Origin of the sequence: Rheinheimera soli, from assembly GCF_031457405.1 — a bacterium.
In the GTDB taxonomy this organism is placed as follows: domain Bacteria; phylum Pseudomonadota; class Gammaproteobacteria; order Enterobacterales; family Alteromonadaceae; genus Pararheinheimera; species Pararheinheimera soli_A.
The window spans coordinates 1-16469 of record NZ_JAVDWR010000030.1; the positions used below are offsets into that span (position 1 = coordinate 1).

The window sequence follows — 16469 nt, forward strand, 5'->3', positions numbered from 1 at the left end:
CTGGAAACCGGCGATGAATCAGTTCATCATCATGTACGGTGATCGTGTATCACTATGATAAACAGCCACTTACACAGAAAATTTTACATACTCGTCAGCCTGCACTGGCAGGCTGACATTCATCGGTGTTATACAGCGCCACCGCACTTGCCTTCACCACATTTAGCTTCTTTGGTTTTTTCTTTGTCTTTACCGTCTTTTTTATCGCCACCACATTTGCCTTCACCACATTTGGCTTCTTTATCTTTGGCTTTGTCTTCACCACATTTGGCTTCTTTATCTTTGGCTTTGGCTTTGTCAGCACCACAAGAGGCTTCTGCTGAGGCTAACTGGTAACCGGCATTCAACTGTTCAGCTGAAAACGGATTCGCATTAGCAGTTAAACTCAAAGTGGATAAAGAACCCAGTACTAAAGCGCTGACGGCAACAGCAGTAGTTTTATTCGATTTCATATCAATGTTCCTTGTAGTTGCGTTAAGTTGCGTTAAGTTGCAATAAGTTGCGTTCAGTAGACCTGTACTACACACAAAAAATTTCGTCATTCGTCACATTCAGCAAAAACATAATATCAAGATCAAAACTGACGGATAAAAACAGCAGCTGGTTACAACATAGTTTTATCCCATTCAGCTGAATGGATCCACTTCGCGCCTTTGGCATAAACAGGCTGGCGTTGCTCCAGAGTTTTGAAATCAAAATCTCGCCGGAAAAAAATTGAAGTTGTTGAAGTATGAGATTCACAAGGTTTAAAACCACTCATATCAACTTGCAGCAACCCGGCTGATTTCAGCAATGCAGCAGTATTCGGATGCCAATCGGCATTATCCAATACAATAACCCCACCAGGAGCCAGTTTATTTAAAGCCTGAACTGCAGAATCATAGCGATACCCAAAACCATCAACAACAATCACATCAAATAATCCTTCTTGACTGCTGATCGCCGCCGGGAAATGCTGATTTTGAGCGAAAATTAAGTTTACATTGGATTTAACCTGCATTTTAAGTTTGGAGTACCAGTCCTGGTTATTTTCAACACTGACAACCTGCCCGGCCCTTTCCATCCAAAAAAATGTTGAAGCTCCAGCCCCAAATTCAAAAATTCTCTTATCCCGGTAATCAAACTGAGTCAGGTACTCAATGGTCGGATAAGTATACAACGGCAGATAGCCGCCACTTATATCAACCGCAACACCTTTCTCCACAGAAAAAACATACCCATACAGGTTACGTAAAATATTCAGGCAGGAAGCAAGGTACATTTCGCCTTTTGGCATTTCAATAGCTTCTGCATGAGATTTTAATTTGTTGTCTGTCGATTGTTCTTCGCTGAATTTTCCCCAAAACATTTTATAGTTCTCCTATTTTTATCATTGTGGTATCAGGTCAAACGCCACCGTTACCCTGTACTGGCTGCCAGAAAAAGGTTGGGTGCCGTGCCACATCATTGATGGGAACAATACCACAACCCCAGCATCTGGTTTGATTAAAAAATCGGGCTCCATCATCAGGGCCTGATGAAACTCAGCCTGCCCAAACTTAATCCACCCCTGGCCTTGTTGCTCAACTCTGTCGGGCACATCAATGTAATAACAACCGCTGATCCAGCCTTCACTATGGTAGTGGTTCTTGTGAAAACCGCTGTTATTCAACCGAACAGACCAGGCTCCAGTGTATAAAAAATCTTTCGCCTTACGGCATAAAAATGGGTGGCCATTGTCTTCAGGCAAGGACTCTATATACAACCTGACCTGCTCAGTAATGTGTTGCTTTAATAGCTGAATCAGCGGTTCCTGACGTAAAAACAGGTGGTCTTCCGTCTGGGTGCCATGCCTTAGCGACTGCTCTAACGGATGACAGCTATTGTGATGGAGCTGGACCACCAATTGCAGTAATTGCTGATTAAACTGCGCAACAGATGTGAAGCCGAATGGCAGGCTAATAGGGCGAATTTGAATAAAACGGTCAAAATCATACAATTGCCTATAGGCCCGATCCTGGCCCGCCAACTTATAAGCAGAAGCTAAATGGGCATACCATGCCTGATCGGCAGGGTAGTCCCTCACCATACTTTGATAAATAGCAATGGCCTCTGAATAGTTCTGCAGGCTCAGATAACAGAGTGCTAACTCATTGCGTAACTCCGCGCTAGGGGGCTGTTTGTCTTTGACTTGTGTTAGCGCACTTAATGCTGACGGCAGATCGTTTGCTTGCCGGCGCAAAAATCCTTTAAACAGCAGGGCATGGCTGTGGTTGTGTAATTCCAGGTAGCTATCTGTGACCTCTTCAGCTTCGTCTAACTGTCCGGCTTTAATAAGTTTTTGAATATAAGCATTGTATAGTTTAGTTTCAGCCGGCGCCTGTTCCATAGCCAGGCGATAACACGAAAAAGGATCTGCTTCATTCGACAACCAGCAAATATCGCTCAGCAAATGTAAAAGTTTCAGATCAGTCGGGGAGTCGGACAACAATTTTTGCAGTTTGATTTGAGCTGTCATAGTGTCACCAGACAAAAACAACAGAGTTGCATATTCAGTTTCTAACAAGCGCTGCTGTGGATTATGGTGCAGCGCCAGTGTTGCGTTTTGCAAAGCTGCTGAGTAATTACCTTGTTGCCTTAATAACAGTACTAACATCAACCAGAGTTGTGGTTTAGCGGGTTGTTCCTGCAAAAAGTCTTTTAGCACAATCACTGCGTGGTCATGTTGCCCTAGTTTCTCCATAGCACGAACTTTTGCCAGCAAGGCATCGGCGTGGTCCGGTCTCAATAAGACCGACCTCCCCAAAAAAGGTAAAGCATCCTGCGGCCTGAGTTGTTGCAATAGCAACAAACCTGCATTGTAGTGTGCATCAAAATAACCAGGTTGCAGCTGAATACTCCGCTGTAACAATTGCAACGCTCTTGACCACTCACCAAGCTGTTTAAGCAAATTAGCAAAGTTATTCATCACTTCGTGATTCGAAGGATCTAAAGCTAACGCCGTTTCAAAAGAGTGAAGCGAAGCTGTGGTTTTATCAAGTTTGCGTTCTGTCAGGGCTTTTAAATGCCAGACCTGTGCAGTCTTTGGAAAATTCTGACTTAAAGGCTGGAACAACAAGAGCGCCTGCTCAAATTGCTGAGTCTGGTAAAACATCAAGGCTTTTTGCATTAGTGATTTTGGATCAGTGGGAAACATAATTAGTAACTATAAAAAGAATGTGATATCAGTTTAGGTTTTAACACAAAATGAAGTATTACGGCAGATCAATTATTCAGCAAAGCAACGGAAAAATAGGGAAAATGTAAAGAATCCACCTTCTGAAGAAGGTGGCTTTGTGTTAAGCCCCTCGAAGGGGCCTTTGTCGAGTGACTTAGCAACGCCTTAGACCGCTACTTTTTTATTGAGACTACAAATCAGTTCTTGGTGCCAAATCCTGTTTCTATAGAGTACATGAGCAACCGGAAAAACAGATGTTCAGGCAAAGCCTTTTGGATGATAACCACCTACTGAAGTAGGTGGTTTAGGGCCGAAAATAAAAAACCAGCCTTTCGGCTGGTTTTTTTTCACTCAGTATAAATTAGAACTTCGCGTTAACACGAGCATACCAGTACTGACCAGCAGTATCGTATGAACTGTTAATAGTGTTCATATCCTGATTGTTGGTAGTGTATGGCGGCTTTTTGTCAAACATGTTACGAACACCTAAGCTGAAGGTGTAATTGTCCAAAAAGTAGCTACCCTGAAGGTCCTGGTAAATAATTGCGTTTGCTGTATTGCTCAGGTTATCCGGGTCAGCAAACAGATCTTCAGTAGCAGACATGTAACGGGCTGTGTAGCTTAACTGCCATGCATCTGTAGCATAAGAAGCAGTGAAGTTAGTACGCCATTTCGCGAACGCACCTAACTGAACTTCCCATTGGTCTTCTGCAAACTTGCCTGCATATTCAACAGAATCCTCGCCAGCAAATGGCGTGTACTGATATGAATCCAGGTAGGTACCGTCAACACGCAGTTTCACCCGGCCAGTAGCCACATCGAAGCTGTATGACGTATCAAAATCCACACCAGAGGTGTTGAATGTAGATAAGTTAGCATTAGTAACCATAACACCAGAGATTGCACCTAAAACATCACGACGTGGTGATGAACCGTGTGGAGCTCGTGGTGTAGGCAGTACTGAAGGACCTGCAACTAAAGCACATAATGGGCTTGAGAAGTTTGGACTTTCATAACAAGCGTTAACGATGTTATTTGTACCTGCAGTTCCGATACCGTTATTAATTTCGATGTCGAAATAATCTAAAGCAAAGCTGAAATTATCAAATGGTGTATACACAAAACCCATTGTGAAGCTTTCAGATTCTTCAGGTTCCAAATCCGGGTTACCGCCAGTTAAAGAACTTGACTGGTTAGAGGTCAGAGCGAAATCGCCTGGTAAACCTTCAGCAGCACAGTTAGCTTTTACAGTAGCTGACTGAGTACCAGTTGCATAACGTGTACAAGGTTCGTTGTAAGACAGGTTAGATTCAGCTTGTGGAGCAAACAATTCAGTTATGCCAGGAGCACGGAAACCGTCTGCTTTAGTAGCACGGATTAATAAACCGTCAAAAGGTGTCCACTCTAAACCAATTTTAGTGTTCGACGTAGCTTCCAGGAAGTCATAGTCTGAACGACGTATAGCTGCGGATAAATTCAGGCGTTCAACCATTGGCAGGTCGGCCAATAAAGGAGCACTAATCTCAACATAAGCTTCGTTCAGGTTGTAAGCACCTTCAGTTTTTTCGCCCACTACACCAAAGATTTCGCCAAGAATTGCAGCGCCGTCAGGTTGATTCATATAGTCTTCCCAACGTTTTTCAACACCAGTAGCCCAAGCCATAGGGCCTGCTGGTAGTCCAAAATCGCCGAAATCACCAGATAAGTTAGCCTGGAGCTGTTTGGTCGTACCACGAACAACAGGAGAGTTAGGCAGGAAAGCGTAAGCGATCATTTCCGGCGTTAAAGTACCTGCTTTGAACGGGTTCCATAAACCTGGGCATGCAGCGTCAGCAGCACAAGCAGTTGGGCTTGTTAATGTATTAAAACGTTTAGGGTTGGCACGGCCGTAATCGATACGGGCGTCAACAAAACGAGCGTAGTTATATGATACATCCCAAGACCAGTCGTTTTCCAGGCTACCTTCTAAACCAACAACCATACGGTAGTCAGAGAAATCCTGAGTGAAAGCACGGCCACCGGTCTCAAATAAACGACGGTTAACGTTTACGTTGATTGGCGCTTGAGGGGTGCCATCCGGAGCAAAACGAGTCGGGTTGTCCGGGTGATTTGCAGGAACAACTTGTCCCCAGAATGTACCTTCAGCACCCATTAACTGGTCAGACTGACGGTTAGTAAAACCAGCTTCAGTGAAGATACTGGTGTTGCCAGACAATTCGTAACGGCCAGCACCGTTGATGCTGAATATTTCCTGTGGTGTAACCATGTAACTTACCGCTGCATAGTTAAATGCGTCAGCGTTGGTCAGTCGACGGTTTTGACCTGTTACAGGATCTACAATCCAGCTACCTGGGTAACCGGCAGCAGAAGAAGAGAAAGTACCATCAGCACCAGTACCTGAACCGAAACATTCTGTTCCGCCTTGACCATTATCTGTCAGTGGGCATTTTGAGAAGTCACGGTCACCTTGCCAAATTGAGTTACGGTTAGTGTACTCTAATGACAATACGACGTTACCTTTGTCGCTTGATGCACCTGTGGTTACAGCTAATTTTGTAGTTTCGCCGTCGCCTTCACCTGTTAAATCGTATTGAGCGCTAACTTCAGTACCTTCGAAGTTAGTTTTAGTGATGAAGTTCACTACACCTGCGATAGCGTCAGAACCGTAAATAGTGGAAGCACCGTCACGCAGAACTTCTACACGCTCAACAAATGATGTTGGGATTGAGTTCAAATCGCCAAAAGCAGTACGACGACCGTTTACGAGAATCAGAGTACGACCAGCGCCTAAACCACGTAATGAAACAGTAGCGCTACCGTTACTGCCGTTGTTTACATTAGAACCCTGGGCTGCGCCGTTTACGGCTGGTAAAGACTGGACGAACTTTTCAAGCGTTGGATGGCCAGACGCTTCAATGTCAGCAGAAGTAAATACTGTGATTGGGCTTGCTGATTCTAAGTCGGTACGTTTAATACGAGAACCAGTAATTTCTATACGTTCAACTTTGTCAGCTGTAGCATCTTCTTGAGCTGTAACTGAAGCTGTAAATGCAGTTGCAGACACAGCACCAAAAGCGATGGCTAACTGAACCGCTTTTGACAATTTATTATTTGTAAACATGTTTTTCTCCCTGGACCACTATTTAGTGATTCTATATTTTTACGATGACCAACCTTTACGGCGATTGGAACTCCGAACTTAAAGTAATCAGAGCAGACTCCGAAAACAACGACCCGATAATAAACGCAATTTTTCAACATGGTCAACAGCTTTCACGGAACAAATTGTTAAAACTGTTGTCGTTTGGACACATTTTTTACAGTTTTGGTGATTAGTTTGCCTTGCGAGTAGGGAGAAACCATCTCTGAAAACACTTGAAGCACAGCTTAAAAACATAAAAAAACATCATTTAAGCCTTTGTTTAACAAGAACAAAGGCTTATTTATTTGCAAATCAGGGAAGTACTGTACCGTTAAAACATGAGCAGCGACAAAAGATCGGGAAAGCACGAAAAAATTAATAATCGTAGTCAGAAAGAGTAAATATTAGTTGACACCCAGCGACTTAAAGACAAATGTTGGAAAAATAGCACTTTACGACAAAACGGATAGTGCATAAATAAGAAACCAGTCAGTAAAACTGACTGGTTTCTTTATTCATTGACCCAAAAATCCAAATTAACAATGCAATTTAGAATTTATGTGATGCACCTAAATACATTACACGACCAGGGATACGGTATGCAGGTTCATACGTGTTAGCAAAAGCAGCGAATGCCAGTGGCGGCTCTTTATCAAACAGGTTACGGATACCTACAGTGAACTGGGTATTCCAAGGAGCTACCCAGCCTGCCTGAGCGTCAATGTAAACTGTCGCTTTCAGCTCGTTAGTAGCATAAGGACTGTTTGGTGTAGCAACCACCTCAGTGGTACCCGGCTTGAATGCGTACTCTGTACGTGTGGCATCAGGGTTAGAACACAGATTACGTAACTGAGGCTGATTCAAACCATTAGCTGCAGTGATAATACCACGACAGTCTTCCGTCTGTTTGCCAAGGTACTGAGCAGTAACAGAAGCTGACCACTCATCCAAGTTCCAGGAAAGAGTCAAGTTAGACTTCATTTTAGTGCGAGACCCACCACCTGAAGCACCAGCCAGTGTAATACCAACTAAGTTACCGTTTGAAATATCACCATCAGCATTTAACTCACCACGTTCTGGCTGACCTAAGTCGCCTTCGTACAGCATAATTGCTGTATCCCAGTTAGCACGGAAAGTACCTACTTCGGTGTTAAAACGGTAATCTACGTTGATATCAACGCCCTCACGCTCTAAACCACCCACAAAATTTTGAGTTAAAGCTAACAGGTCAGAAATTTCACCTGGATTACCATTCATGTTACCAGTGAAATCACGGGTAATTTGATTACAGTATGACTGCAGACCTGTTACATAACAACCGTTAGCAATACTTTGAGCAGTACGAGTACCTATAAAGTTTTCGATTTCAATGTTAAACCAGTCAACACTGATACCTAAGTTTTCAACAAAGTGTGGGCTATAGACAAAACCAACAACTTTAGTGATAGCCTCTTCAGGTTTTACATTTTCGTTACCACCAATACGAGCGCGGAACTGAGGATCTTTCTGTACAAATGTCGGAGATACACCAGCAGCAGCACAACGAGCTCTTACGTCAGCATTGCTGATATAAGACGTAGAGTTGATGCTACATGGATCTGTTGCTGCTGGGCGAGAATCGTTCTGTCCCTGATACAACTCAGAAATAGAAGGAGCACGGAAACCTTCACCGTAGCTGGCACGGATCAGTAACTCTTCGATTGGACGGTACGACAGTTTATAACTTGAGTTTGTCGTGTTACCAAAGTTTGAATATTCAGACAAACGGGTAGATAAAGACAATTCTAAGCTATGTGCTAAAGGAGCATCAGATAACAATGGGATTATTGTTTCACCGTAGTACTCTTTTAGACTGTAACCACCACGAGTTGGCACAGCAGCATTATCGTTCAGTACCTGACCAGCAACAGTTAACGGATCCGGGCTTGTGAAACCTTTTTCACGACGCACTTCAGCACCAACAACCGCAGATACCATACCAGCAGGTAATTCGAACAGGTCAGTACCGATGTTGGCAGTGTAGTCATGCATAGTGGACTGTTCAACGTTACGTGGGGACACTGTGATGTAGTTCAACATGTCCTGAGTTATACCATTTGGTCCACCAAACAGGTTCAGTGGAGTACAACCATTCGCAGTGATTGGTGATGCTAAAGTACCACAACGAGCTACGCCATTGGCATCAATAAATGATGGGCCTAAAGCTGTAGTTACACGGCTTGAGTTAAAAAAGCCATTTTTAATCTGCACCAGCTCGTTATCAGAGAAAGTGGCACCTACATCCCAGTTAAACGTACGGTCAAGAGCTTCAAAATCACCTTCAAGGCTTGAACCAAAACGCCATGTCGTGTTGCTAGCAGCATAAGAACGTGCAGCATTCGTTGGACGGAATGAAGCACCAGTGATGTTTTCTTTAAACGGGTTGTATACGTTATTGGCAGAAATAGCCATAGGAGCACCGCCCATAGGCTGTGCAGCTAACTGAGCTTCTGAAGTTCGTTTGTTATACAGCATCTCTGTTTTAAAAGTAGTGCTGTCTGTTAGAGCGTGTGACGCCTGCAGGTACAGTGAACGTGTTTCGTTTGGCTGCAATAGGTAGTTCACAGGAGCAAAGTTATAACCGTCTGTGTTGCCATTGTACAGTTTGAAATCAGCTAAGTTGTTACAAACTTGGTTTGGCAAACAACCTGTTTTTGTTTGATCCAGAGTGTAAGAACCACGGACGCCATCTTTAGTTGCAGTAAACTGACCGTATGGTGTCGTTGGGCTAGCACGGCCACCAGCTGACGAAACGTTTGCTGGTAAACCAAAGATTGGCACGGAAGAGATCTCGCGATCACCACCCATAACTTCTTCTTGTTTGGTGTATGTCGCGCTCAACATTACGGAAGTTTTTTCACCTGACGAACCGACAGTCATAGTGTAAGTTTCACGTTTGCCGTCGCCTTCATCATAAGTACTTTGTTGAGTACTAACTTCTGCGCCATCAAAATCGGTACTGGTGATGATATTTACAACACCACAGATTGCGTCAGTACCATAGATGGACGATGCGCCATCTTTTAATACTTCCATTTGCTTAATTGCCGCTAATGGAATTGTGGATAAGTCAACAGCGCCAGTCACGTCAGTGACCCAACGACGACCATTTACTAATACTAAGCTACGGTTCGCGCCACAGTTACGTAGGTCAACACGGACCACACCGTTGGTGTTACCATTGTTAGTTTGTAAACCTAAAGAAGCACCGTTGGTTGAAATTTCTTTCAACACGTCGCCTACTGAGGTTAAGCCTGAACGAGCTATATCTTCAGCAGAAATCATTAATACTGGCTGAGCATTTTCTAAATCAGTTCTTTTAATACGTGAACCTGTTACTTCAATGCGTTCAACTTTATCAGCGCCAGCATCCTGAGCAACAGCAGTTGAGCTCATAAAAGCAGCAGATGATGCACCTAACGCAATAGCGAGTTGCACAGATACAGACAACTTATTGTTCTTAAACATGTATTCTCCCTGGACCACTATCTAGTGATTCTATTTTTACGATGACCAACCTTTACGGCGATTGGGACTCCGAACTTACGAGTTAACAGACTACGCCTGAAAACAACGAGCCGATAATAAACGCAATTTTTCAACATGGTCAACAGCTTTTACGGAACAAATTTAGTTAAAGATTGTCAACGCTGCCGAAGTCCGTCTGTTTTGACAGTGAATTCCCTTACGTTAAATTAGGTTTGTCCCAGGTCTCGCAGGCAGCGGCCCTAATTCCAGCACGAATGAGTACATTTTTTGCACACGCAATGCTTTTTCACCACAAAATCAGCTCCAAAGCGTAAACTTTAGATTACAAAGGATAATTTAATTTTTTTCATCTGCACGCGCCATAAATGCGACCAAATGCGACTCAAGATGGTGATTGCGTCGGGGGAACCGCTGTTTTATCATAAACCCCTGTTTTTTTATCCAGATGTTTTAATGCTTACTGATGCTTTAAAAAACCAAATTCGTGAAATTCACCAGCAGCTGAAGAGCAATCTGACGAATTACCAGCCCCGCCCCGGTCAAAATAAGATGGTGGCTGAAATTGCCAATACCCTGGCAGGCTGTTACCACAGTTATGACAGAACCTTATTAGTCGAAGCAGGCACTGGTACAGGTAAATCTCTGGCTTATTTAATGGCTGCGATTCCTTTTGCATTGAAACAGAAAAAAACACTGGTGATAGCCACAGCGACAGTGGCTTTGCAAGAACAATTGGTGCAAAAAGATCTACCTTTTTTTCTAAAGCACAGCGGTCTTAAATTTGAATTCTGTTTAGTCAAAGGCCGGCAGCGTTACGCCTGCGTCGAAAAAATCCGCCAGCAATTGCAACAACCTGATTTATTGCCTTTATTCCAGAGCACTGCCCCAGCAGCTTTATTGCAGCAGTTACTGACCCACTGGCAGCAGCGTCACTGGCTGGGTGACAGAGACAGTTTAAAAGAGCCAATAGCAGATGAGCATTGGTATGCGATAGCGTCCGACCCGGCGCATTGCAGCAAAGCGAACTCAATTCACCACAACTGCCCTTTTCATTTAGCCCGGGCTGAAATAGAAGGCAGCACTGTATTAGTGGTTAATCATGCGTTGTTATTGGCTGATTTAGATGCAGGCTCACAAATATTGCCTGAACCTGCGGATTGTATTTATGTGATAGATGAAGCCCATCATTTGCCGGACAGTGGCCGTGATTTTTTTTCTGCTTATGCGCCTTTGAGTTTCCCGGCGCAGTATCTGGAAAAACTGAAAAAAACAACCCAGCAGTTAGCAGGCATTTTGCCGCAACATGGCGCTATGACCGAAGTGTTAAAACTGGATGAGCTGGCAAGCGACTTTTTAAAACAGCTTAAACCCGTACAGCATCAGATTGAACTGAATCAGCATAACTGGTTTACCAAAGAGCCCCATTACCGTTTTGCCGACGCTGTATTACCGGAGACTTTTGCTTCTCATGCCGATCAACTGGCCGAATTGAGTGGTAAAGCTTTATCTTGTGTAGAAAAATTACAACAATTTTTATCTGAAGCTACTACAGAACACAAAGTAGCCACCAAGCTGGTGTTACCTCTGCAATTTGAACTTACAGCGATAGAACACAGATTTGAACAACAGTCTGAACTCTGGCGGCTGTATACAGTACCACAACAAAAACATGTGAACCAGGCACGTTGGGTGACTATGGACAGAGATAATCAACTCAGCAGCGCTTATGCCAGCCCTTTGTCAGTCAGTTTTTTGCTGGACGACTTATTATTCAGTCAGGCCTTTGCCACTGTGCTTTGTTCCGCCACTTTAACCACGCTGAACAGTTTTGACTATATCAAACAGGAGCTGGGGCTTGCTCAGCACCCGGGTTTACAAACACTAAAAGTCGATTCACCTTTTGATTATCAGAACAAAGCCTGTTTGTTGTTGCCTAACATGCAAACCGACCCAAGCAGTGATGCCTTTACTGACGAATTGATCGATAAATTACCAAAATATCTGGATAAAAAGGCCGGTAACCTGCTGCTGTTCGCCTCGTATTGGCAAATGCAAAAAGTAGTAGATGCTTTACGGGCGAAAGGCTGGTCCTTTTTAGCACAAGGCGAAGCTTCCCGTCAGTCTTTGCTGGAACTTCACGCCATGAAAGTAAAAGCAGGCGAAGGCAGTATCTTATGCGGCACTCAAAGTTTTTCTGAAGGTCTGGATTTACCAGGTGCTTTATTAACCAACCTGGTGATCACTAAATTACCTTTTGCTGTGCCTTCTTCTCCTTTAGAAGAAGCTTTATCTGAAGCCATTACCAAAAGAGGCGGCAATCCATTTTTGCAAATGACGGTGCCAGCCACAGCACGAAAACTGGTGCAGTCCTGTGGTAGACTGCTGCGCCAGGAGATGGATCATGGCCGCATTGTGATTTTAGACAGACGCTTAGTGACCAAGACTTACGGCAAGGCCATGCTAAAAGCTTTGCCTCCCTTTTCACAAACAATTGAAGACTGACAATGGAATTAGGTTTAGAACTTTGGGTCATCGCCGCTTTATGTGCTGTCGCTTTGGTGGCAGGTTTTATTGATGCCGTAGCAGGTGGCGGAGGTTTGTTAACTGTACCTGCGTTGTTAACCGCCGGTTTGCCGCCGCATCTGGTATTAGGCACCAACAAACTGGCTGCCACTTTTGGTTCCATTACCGCTTCAGTCACTTATTACAGACGCAGACTTTTTGATCCTGCATTTTGGCGCACAGCGCTGATATTTACAGCTATTGGCGCCATCTGTGGCACTTTAGTGGTGGATTTAATCAGCAAAGAATGGCTGGAACGTATTATTCCGTTTTTTATCGTCATCGCAGCTTTATATAGCCTGGTGGTAAAAATGCAGCCAGACGATCAATTGACTTTACCAGAGCAGACGCCTAAACATTTCTGGCAGCAACGCGCTCAGGGTTTTAGCTTAGGTTTTTATGATGGCCTGGCAGGTCCTGGTACTGGCGCGTTTTGGATGGTGTCGACCATGGCACTGTATAAAATTAACTTGCTGTTGACCAGCGGTGTAGCTCGCACTATGAATGGTGTCAGTAATGTATTTGCGCTTGTGACTTTCGCCTGGCTTGGTCATATTTATTGGGCATTGGGTTTGGCAATGGGGGCTTGTTTAATGCTCGGCTCTTATTTTGGTGCCCGTTCAGCCATTCGTTTTGGCAGTAAGTTTATCAGACCCATATTTTTAACTATGGTATTAGCTATTACCGCCCGCTTGTTATGGCAAGCCTGGAGCAATGGATGAAAGACTTACTGGCTGCTTTGGAGCAACAACTTAAACAGCTGACTCAACAAGCCAAAGTGATTGACGGTAAACAAAGCAGCTGGCAACAAAAAGCCTGGTTTGACAGTGATTTGTTTCAGTCCCATTCGCCTTTTTTAACCGACTATGTGCTGGAAGCCGAAGCTATGCTCAAACGTCTGAAAGCAAGCACAGAGCAGCGCACCAGCTCAGCTCAGGCTTTGGCGGCTAAACTCAGCGCACAAATTCAGGCGTTAAGCCGGGCTTTTCAAACCAAAGATTTACGGTATTTACCTGGTAAAGGCAAAAAACGCCCGGCATCCCCTAACGCATCAGAGCAAGCTCAGGCTATGGTGGGGCAATTACGCCGATCTACTCAGGAGCTGTATCAGCAACTGTCTGAATATCAGGGCTTTGAAAGACGTTTATTGGATATGCTCGAACTGGAACAGCGGCAGTTATCAGGTGGCTCAGCAGACACCAGCGCCGACAGAGTGCTGGCTATTCATGCCCGTTTAGGCCGTTGCCGTAAAGCCTTAAGCGAATTAGAGGTTGAAATTCAGTGGTCCGAACAAAACCGCCGGGGCTGATTTATCACCCTATTTATAGCCAACTGGAACTGCCCTTTAAACACCGTTACCCCATAGGTAAATATCAGGCTTTGTATCAGGCCTTATTAGAGTTGGGTGTGCCTATTGATCAGTTCACTTCATCTCAAATCGCCAGCAATGAGCAGTTATTATCTGTACATGAGGCTTTTTATACAAAGCAACTCATTTCCGGTCAGCTCGATAGCAAGGCCATGCGTCGTATAGGTTTTCCCTGGTCAGAACAATTAGTCACCCGCTCTTTAACTTCGGTCGGAGGCACAGTGCAAACGGTTCAGCTTGCATTGCAGCAAGGCATAGCTTTGCATTTAAGTGGCGGTTATCACCACGCTTTTGCTGCTGACGGCAGTGGCTTTTGCTTATTTAATGATTTAGCAGTAGCTGCCCGTTATGCTTTAACTCAGGGCGTGGACAAAGTACTGATTTTTGATTGTGATGTGCATCAGGGCGACGGCACTGCCGCTATTTTTGCTGATGAGCCCGCTATTATTACCGCCTCTTTACATGGCGAAAAGAACTTCCCATCCCGCAAGCAACAATCCAGCTGGGATTTAGGCTTGCCCACAGCCTGTACCGATGACGAATATCTGGCAGCAGTGCAGCAAAGTCTGGATTATTTACTCCGTATTCATCAGCCCGATTTGGTGATTTTTGACGCGGGTATAGACATTCATCAGCAGGATGATTTAGGGCTTTTACATATCAGCACTGCCGGAGTAGCAGAGCGCGACTGGTATGTGTTCAATGAATGTCACAAAAGAGGAATAGCTGTAGCTGCTGTGATTGGCGGCGGTTATCAGCGTGATTTATCCGCTTTAACTCAAATTCATCTGCAGCTGTTTTATGCGGCCTTTAAAGTCAGCGGTTTGTCCTTGCCAAATACAAACCGCTGGTTTCATGCATTGCCCGGGTAATTTAAATCTGCTGCGCACCTGCGAAATAAAAACCCAATTGTTTACGCACCGCCAAAGGTAATTCCGGCAAATCCGATTTTGGCAGCAGGAAAGTGGCCATATGGAATAAATCGGTAAAGATGCGGTTTTTTTCTGTAGTGCGTTTTAAATAGTCATGGCCTGAAGATCCGCCAGTACCAATCTTAGTCCCCAGCATACGCTGCACCATCATGGCATGTTTGTAGCGCCAGATAGTCATGTTTTCATCAATTTCAGTCAGACAAGTGAGTACCTGAAATGGCAGGTTAAATACAGGCTCTTCCTGATACAAAGTGATAAACAAAGCGGCCAGCATAGCACGTTGACTTAAACGGAAACTACCTTGCTGCTGCAGTTCAGCGTACTTATCTTTGTCCAGCAAAGCGGCAAACTTAGCTCTGGTGTTGACGATTTCTTTGAGCTGCAGTTCGCGTTCATGTTCAGCAATTTGTTCAATAGCCAAGACTGTGCTTTCATCTTCGTTTAACATTTTTTCTGTTGCACTTTGGTACATTTGCCAGAAACTGAAATCACCAAATTGCAAAAATGGCATACGTTCCAGCCATTTTTCCACTTGTTCAAATAAACTGGGCTGAGTTTCCAGCCCCTCTAAAAAGCTCCGGTCTTTTTCATTTAAGCGGCTGTAAAAAGAGTTTTTATCAAAGTCGATGCGGTATTCGCTTTTTAAACCCAGACCAATTTCCAGCATTTTAAACTGCACGCTTTGAAAACCAGAGGCAGGTACCAGGTAGTCTCGGAATGACATAAAATCCTGAGGCGTCATGGTTTCCATCACGCCAATTTGCTGGTTCATCAGTTGCTGAATGGTAATAACCCGCTTGAGTTTATGCACTACCCCTGTCAGTTGCTGATCTTTCACTTCATCTGCAGCAAAGACGCCAAGCACGGCTTTGAGTTCATGTAGCACTTGTTTAAACCATAATTCGTACACCTGATGCACCACAATAAACAGGGTTTCATCATGAGCTTCGTTGGCATACTTTGCACTTTCAGGCGCCTGGGCTGTTAAAATTTTGTCCAGTTGCAGGTAGTCACCGTAATAACAAGGGGTTGTATTCTTTTGCATTTTTTTAATCTTAGGCCATAGCCTGTTGTTTTGACCGCTGTATTCTATCAGCACAACCTGAAGTTCACAGCAGTCAGTAGCGTTTTATGTTCGAACTGATTATGCTTAGGCAGAAGTCATAAGCGGCCAGAACATAAAGTTCAGCCACACAAGGAGTAACAGATGAAGTTAGATGACGATATCCATAATTATTACGAAAAACTTCTGTTGGACCATCTGGTGGAGTTACGTTTAGATGATGAGCACGACACCGAATATTTGGCTGACTTATGCTGCATAGTACTGAATCTTTTGCCGCCTAAGTATATTCGCTATGAAGTAGATATGGCCTTTTATCTGCCTCAGACTGAACGTTTTGAAATGATCATGAAAGTGCGTGAAGCTGTTGCCAAGGCCAAAGGTTTTTTAGACACCCAACGTGACAAAAACTAAGCATCCTGCTTTAGCAGAAGCACCACTTGAGGTGCAATTGGCTGTAGAACTGATCCTGTTGCTGGAGCAACAGGATTTGCCAGCCCACACTGTGCTTGCGGCCCTTGACATAGTGCAGCGTGATTTTCGCACTACATTAACCAAAACTCCGGCAGAGACTGATTAAATAGAGAGTGTAAAAAAATCTGTGTAAGTGGCATTCTACCTAACTCCTTGGAAGGGATAAAGAATGCCAATTACAGACCAATTACTGGATCAGCTGT

At 44.2% G+C, this 16469-nt stretch carries 12 protein-coding genes; 6 read left to right on the forward strand and 6 right to left on the reverse strand.

What is annotated here, in order from left to right; all coding sequences use genetic code 11:
• Positions 1-128: 128 nt before the first annotated feature.
• The 5 genes from J2W69_RS19970 to J2W69_RS19990 all read right to left on the reverse strand — a co-directional run bounded on the left by J2W69_RS19970 (position 129) and on the right by J2W69_RS19990 (position 9845).
• Positions 129-452 carry an HvfA family oxazolone/thioamide-modified RiPP metallophore gene (locus J2W69_RS19970; RefSeq protein ID WP_310281880.1) on the reverse strand — a complete coding sequence of 108 codons (324 nt, stop codon included), beginning with the start codon at positions 450-452 and terminating at the stop codon, positions 129-131.
• A gap of 152 nt (positions 453-604) precedes the next feature.
• Positions 605-1348, reverse strand: coding sequence for an O-methyltransferase (locus J2W69_RS19975; RefSeq protein ID WP_310281882.1), 744 nt, complete (start codon positions 1346-1348; stop codon positions 605-607).
• A gap of 21 nt (positions 1349-1369) precedes the next feature.
• Positions 1370-3175, reverse strand: a complete 1806-nt coding sequence (locus tag J2W69_RS19980; protein ID WP_310281886.1) for a tetratricopeptide repeat protein — start codon at positions 3173-3175, stop codon at positions 1370-1372.
• 382 nt (positions 3176-3557) lie between these two features.
• Positions 3558-6317, reverse strand: coding sequence for a TonB-dependent receptor (locus J2W69_RS19985; RefSeq protein ID WP_310281888.1), 2760 nt, complete (start codon positions 6315-6317; stop codon positions 3558-3560).
• 570 nt (positions 6318-6887) lie between these two features.
• Positions 6888-9845, reverse strand: a complete 2958-nt coding sequence (locus J2W69_RS19990) for a TonB-dependent receptor domain-containing protein (RefSeq protein WP_310281890.1) — start codon at positions 9843-9845, stop codon at positions 6888-6890.
• Between the two features lie 474 nt (positions 9846-10319).
• Between J2W69_RS19990 and dinG the strand changes: the two genes are divergently transcribed.
• The 4 genes from dinG to J2W69_RS20010 are packed head-to-tail and all read left to right on the forward strand — an operon-like array spanning position 10320 to position 14669.
• Positions 10320-12368, forward strand: a complete 2049-nt coding sequence (gene dinG, locus J2W69_RS19995) for an ATP-dependent DNA helicase DinG (protein WP_310281892.1) — start codon at positions 10320-10322, stop codon at positions 12366-12368.
• Positions 12369-12370: 2 nt separating this feature from the next.
• Entirely contained in the window at positions 12371-13150 is a 780-nt protein-coding gene (locus J2W69_RS20000) for a sulfite exporter TauE/SafE family protein (protein WP_310281894.1), read from the forward strand.
• Positions 13147-13737 (forward strand): primosomal replication protein PriC, encoded by a 591-nt coding sequence (gene priC, locus J2W69_RS20005; protein WP_310281896.1) that lies wholly within the window; start codon positions 13147-13149, stop codon positions 13735-13737. Before J2W69_RS20000 ends, priC begins: the two co-directional genes overlap by 4 nt.
• Positions 13710-14669, forward strand: coding sequence for a histone deacetylase family protein (locus J2W69_RS20010; protein ID WP_310281898.1), 960 nt, complete (start codon positions 13710-13712; stop codon positions 14667-14669). Before priC ends, J2W69_RS20010 begins: the two co-directional genes overlap by 28 nt.
• A 1-nt stretch (position 14670) precedes the next feature.
• Here the strand turns inward: J2W69_RS20010 and J2W69_RS20015 are convergent, their stop codons facing one another.
• Positions 14671-15774 (reverse strand): tryptophan 2,3-dioxygenase family protein, encoded by a 1104-nt coding sequence (locus J2W69_RS20015; RefSeq protein ID WP_310281900.1) that lies wholly within the window; start codon positions 15772-15774, stop codon positions 14671-14673.
• Between the two features lie 162 nt (positions 15775-15936).
• Here J2W69_RS20015 and J2W69_RS20020 point away from each other — a divergent pair, with 162 nt between their 5' ends.
• Together J2W69_RS20020 and J2W69_RS20025 are read left to right on the forward strand one after the other, a co-directional pair.
• Complete coding sequence (locus tag J2W69_RS20020) at positions 15937-16206, forward strand: late competence development ComFB family protein (protein WP_008897699.1); 270 nt, start codon at positions 15937-15939, stop codon at positions 16204-16206.
• Positions 16193-16372: a DUF2496 domain-containing protein gene (locus J2W69_RS20025; protein ID WP_310281903.1), complete on the forward strand. Its 180-nt coding sequence runs from the start codon at positions 16193-16195 to the stop codon at positions 16370-16372. The genes J2W69_RS20020 and J2W69_RS20025 overlap by 14 nt, the downstream gene beginning before the upstream one ends.
• Positions 16373-16469: the final 97 nt, after the last annotated feature.